The sequence below is a fragment of the uncultured Gimesia sp. genome (assembly GCF_937919775.1).
In the GTDB taxonomy this organism is placed as follows: Bacteria; Planctomycetota; Planctomycetia; order Planctomycetales; family Planctomycetaceae; genus Gimesia.
In genome coordinates, this window is record NZ_CALFPF010000471.1 from 1 (window position 1) to 3,950 (window position 3,950).

Consider the following 3,950-nt stretch of genomic DNA (forward strand, 5'->3'; position numbering starts at 1 on the left):
GATCTTTTCCAATACAGGCAGTTTAGGGTATAAAACAGCGAGAAAGCCCGCTCTCTGACTGCAGATTTAGATAAGAAAATAGACCTATGACTGATCCCAGACAGAAGAGTGTGCTGATCATTGGATACTCGCAAACACGCGAAATGAGCTCTGTTTTGGATGCGGTAAGCAAAATCTGTGGGGATACACGAGTTTTTCATTCGGGGCGTCTGGCTACGGTTCCCACAGAGGTTGTGTTTCCGGAATTAATCATTATCTGCCAAAACTGGCCGGATGAATTCTCTTCACATGAGTTGAATGATCTGATCAGCCGTTATCCAATCAGCCGCTTTGTCTGTTGCTATGGGGCCTGGTGTGAATCAGATGGAAGAGCCCGAAATGTCTGGCCGCTCAGTATCCGTGTTCCTGCGCGCTGTGCCTGTGCTCGCATCCAGCAGGAATGGCGCATTATACAGGGGGCAGAGAAAGCATTTCCCCTGACTGCAGGACGCGATGAGATCTTTCAGTTTGAAGTGGCTGCCGAGTCGTTCCAGTTGAGTTCTGCAGGGGGCTCTCCCCTGATCGGAGTGAACTCAGGGGATCGTGCCTACCAGGACATGCTGAAAGAAATGATTATTTCCTGGGGAGGGTGCATTGCAAGCGGGGCCCAGCAAAACGAAGCCGATCTGTTGATTTATGATCTGGATCCCTGGGAACTGGTCGAGAATCATCTGGCTTCGCAAACTTTCATTCCACCGATGATGGGGGTGATGGGGCTGGCTCACCCCGAAACGATTTCAACTGCCAGATTGCTGGGCTTGGAAACAGTTGTTTGTAAAGTCGCTCCCGAGCGGGAGTTGTTTCAGGCAATCGAGTGTGTTTTGAAGATCAAGGTGTCTCCGCAGGGAGCGTGCTGACTTTCAGATTTTTGAAATTCAGATCTGTGGTGGGATCATGCCCCTGCAGACTGATATGGCCTGCTTTCAAACGGAGACCTTTGCGAGGATTTTCATCCGGTTTCCTGGTGTCTTCCCAGTCTGTAACCTGATAACCGTCGATCCAAACCGCAATATGTGAGCCGTAAGCGGAAAGTGTCGTAGTAAACCATTCATGATCATTCGAGACAACACGCCTGGCTTCTGTTCTTCTGAAGATCGCACCGGTTCCAGCGTTTTCCGGCTTGGTGCGATCATTGTCATTAATTCCATTATGGATCTGGACTTCGTATCCATTAGCCATACCGCTTTCAGAACCCTTGATCGCCCGAAAAAAGTAACCGCTGTTTAACGCAGTACCATTTGATTTTGCCATTGCCTGAAAGAGAAAATTGTCCCAGGTTTCTTCAGTTTCCAGATAGCCCTGCTTTTCAGCAGTCACATGAATCGTTTCGTCGACAACTTCAAATGTGCTCTGTGATCCGGGGACAACGCGCCAGCCTGCCAGATCGACGCCATTAAAGATGGTCGACATCCGCAGTGGTTTTAAATAGATATTTCGAAACTCAACCACACCCTCATTTTTTTGTAGGCCAATGAAACCAATCTTTCGTTGATGGTTCGATGTATCTTTAAAATTCAGAACTTCTTTCCCATTGAGTGATGCCTGGATTTCTGAACCTTCCAGTCGTACTACAAATGATTGCCATTCCTGGCTGGCCGGGACCGGTTTTTGAATTTTACTGCGGCCGACTAAACTTCCCGTAGGATATTCAGTCTTCTGGTCACAAAGGTTAAGTTCGTAACAGTCTTTTGTAGGGTCTTTCGGGTCAAAAACCGTTCTAAGGAAAAGACCGCTATTTGTTTCAGGGGTCAATCGGAAATCGAATTTCAGTTCGTAGTCAGCGAAAGGAGAAGTGGTCAGTAACAATCCCGGTTTTCCCGTGTCGGCTTTGATGACACCTTGTTCAACGAGCCAGTTCACATCGTTATTGGCCTTCCAGCCAAACAGGCTATGACCATCAAATAATGCGATCCAGCCCGCTTCAATTTCTTCAGCGGTCAGACCTGTCTCAGGGATCACATCCTCGGCAGGTTCTACTGATTTTTCTATTTCTTCTTTAGAAGCAGCCTCACCTGATTGCGGTTCTGCGTTTGATTTGGCTGAAGGAGAAGGATGCTCTACTTTCAGACAACTGGTCAGGAAAAATGCAGACAAGGCAATAACAACTACGAAATTGACGGTTCTCTGCGGCATTGTGTTCTCCCCGGTATGTGAGTTTGAAAACGGGCATGTATTTTGTGATTGTGTCTAGTCGCCTGTCATTCCCCAGCGGAGAAATGATTCCAGGAAACCGTCCAGATCCCCGTCCAGAATCGGTCCGGGATTACCAGCCTTATATCCGGTGCGGGCATCCTTGACATACTGATCCGGATGTAAAACGTAATTACGTACGGTTTGGCCGCCGAATCCGATTTTCGATTTTCCTCCCCGCTTGGCAGCCAGTTCAGCGTTCCGCTTTTCCTGTGCGATCTGAAACAGTTTTGCTTTTAACATTTTACGGGCCTCTGCCCTGTTTTTATGCTGGCTGCGATTATTCTGGCATTGAACCACGACGTTTGAAGCCAGGTGAGTCAATCTGATGGCAGAATCGGTTTTGTTAATATGCTGCCCTCCCGCGCCACTGGCCCGGTAAGTATCTTCACGGATATCCTGATCCCAGTTGATCTCGATTTCCGCGATTTCTCCCATATCAGGAGAGACATCAACGGCTGCAAAGGAAGTATGTCGTCGTCCGGCGGAGTCAAAAGGACTGATTCGAATGAGACGGTGATTCCCCGTTTCCCCCTTCAGGTAACCGTAAGCGTAGTCACCTTCAATGCGAATGGTGGCGTTCCGGATTCCTGCTTCTTCTGCGTCCGATCGGTCAAGTAGCTCAACCTGGAACCCTCTACGTTCACACCAACGCAAATACATGCGCAATAACATCTCTGCCCAGTCAGAAGAATCGGTTCCCCCTTCTCCTGCCTGGATGCTGAGGTAGGCGGCTGAGCCATCTTCGGGAGCTGACATCATTGCCTGAAGTTCAAGTTGTTCTAGTGATGTTTCCAGTCTTTCAGCAGTGGCGGAAAGTTCGGGAATGCTGTCTTCACTTCCTTCTTCTTCGATAAACTCCAGCAAAACCTCAAGATCTTCTGCGCCTTTGACCAATTCTGTTAACGGTTTTACAATTAGTTGAAGCTGTCGCATTTCATGGACCAGCTCCTGCGCTTTTTCCTGGTTATCCCAGAAACCGGCTGCGCCCATCAGCTCATTGATTTTAGCAGTTCTGTTCTTCTTGCCAGCATAGTCAAAGAGAGTCTCGTAATTTTACAATGCGATCCATGATTCCTTTGCATTTGTCTTTGAGTTCGTGGTCCATTTTATTTCTTTCGATCTGCTTCAAGCAATTACATTTGAGCTGCTGATGTTTTTCAGTCCAGCAGAATTATAGAAGTTTCTGATTGTGTGTGCCAGCGATTCCACTTTGGGGTGAATCAAATCCTCTGCTTTGATGAACTGAGACCGATTCCGAAGTACTCAATTCCTTTTTGTTTCATTTTTTCCGGATCGTATAAATTTCGACCGTCAAAAATCACCGGGTTTGATAATTTATGCAGGATATAATCAAAATCGGCGTGCCGAAACTCATGCCATTCTGTGACGATGGCTAAGGCATCAGCACCTTCCAGCGTATCGTAATGATGATCAAAGTAAGAAAGCTGATCGCCATAACTGGCTCTGACATTTTCCATGGCGACCGGGTCATGCACCTTCAACTTAACTCCTGCCTTCAAAAGTTGATCGATCAGGATCAGTGAGGGAGCTTCTCTGATATCATCCGTTTTGGGTTTAAAAGCGAGTCCCCAGATTGCGATTGTTTTTCCCTGCAGGTCTTCATGAAAGTAGCGGTTGATTTTTTCAAACAGTACTTTTTTCTGTCTGATATTTACTTGATCAACGGCATTTAAAATAGTTGGCTCCATATTCTGACT

4 protein-coding genes are annotated in these 3,950 nt (G+C 47.1%); 1 reads left to right on the top strand and 3 read right to left on the bottom strand.

The window, feature by feature from the left end; genetic code table 11:
- Nucleotides 1-86 precede the first annotated feature (86 nt).
- The gene (locus Q0294_RS13455) at nucleotides 87-896 is read left to right on the top strand and encodes a hypothetical protein (protein WP_299466183.1); all 810 of its coding nucleotides are present in this window, start codon (nucleotides 87-89) and stop codon (nucleotides 894-896) included.
- On the opposite strand, the gene Q0294_RS13460 is transcribed toward Q0294_RS13455, so the two are convergent.
- From Q0294_RS13460 to Q0294_RS13470, 3 genes are all read right to left on the bottom strand, one after another.
- Complete coding sequence (locus Q0294_RS13460) at nucleotides 868-2,172, bottom strand: DUF1080 domain-containing protein (RefSeq protein WP_299466186.1); 1,305 nt, start codon at nucleotides 2,170-2,172, stop codon at nucleotides 868-870. The genes Q0294_RS13455 and Q0294_RS13460 overlap by 29 nt on opposite strands.
- Nucleotides 2,173-2,226: 54 nt before the next feature.
- Nucleotides 2,227-3,337, bottom strand: a protein-coding gene (gene prfB / locus Q0294_RS13465) for a peptide chain release factor 2 (protein WP_299466189.1) whose coding sequence is annotated in 2 segments (ribosomal slippage) — nucleotides 2,227-3,267 and nucleotides 3,269-3,337 — 1,110 coding nt in all. Because the reading frame shifts where the segments join, the coding sequence is not laid out codon by codon here.
- Between the two features lie 115 nt (nucleotides 3,338-3,452).
- The coding region (locus Q0294_RS13470) for a UDP binding domain-containing protein (RefSeq protein ID WP_299466191.1) at nucleotides 3,453-3,950 on the bottom strand (498 nt) is incomplete at its 5' end.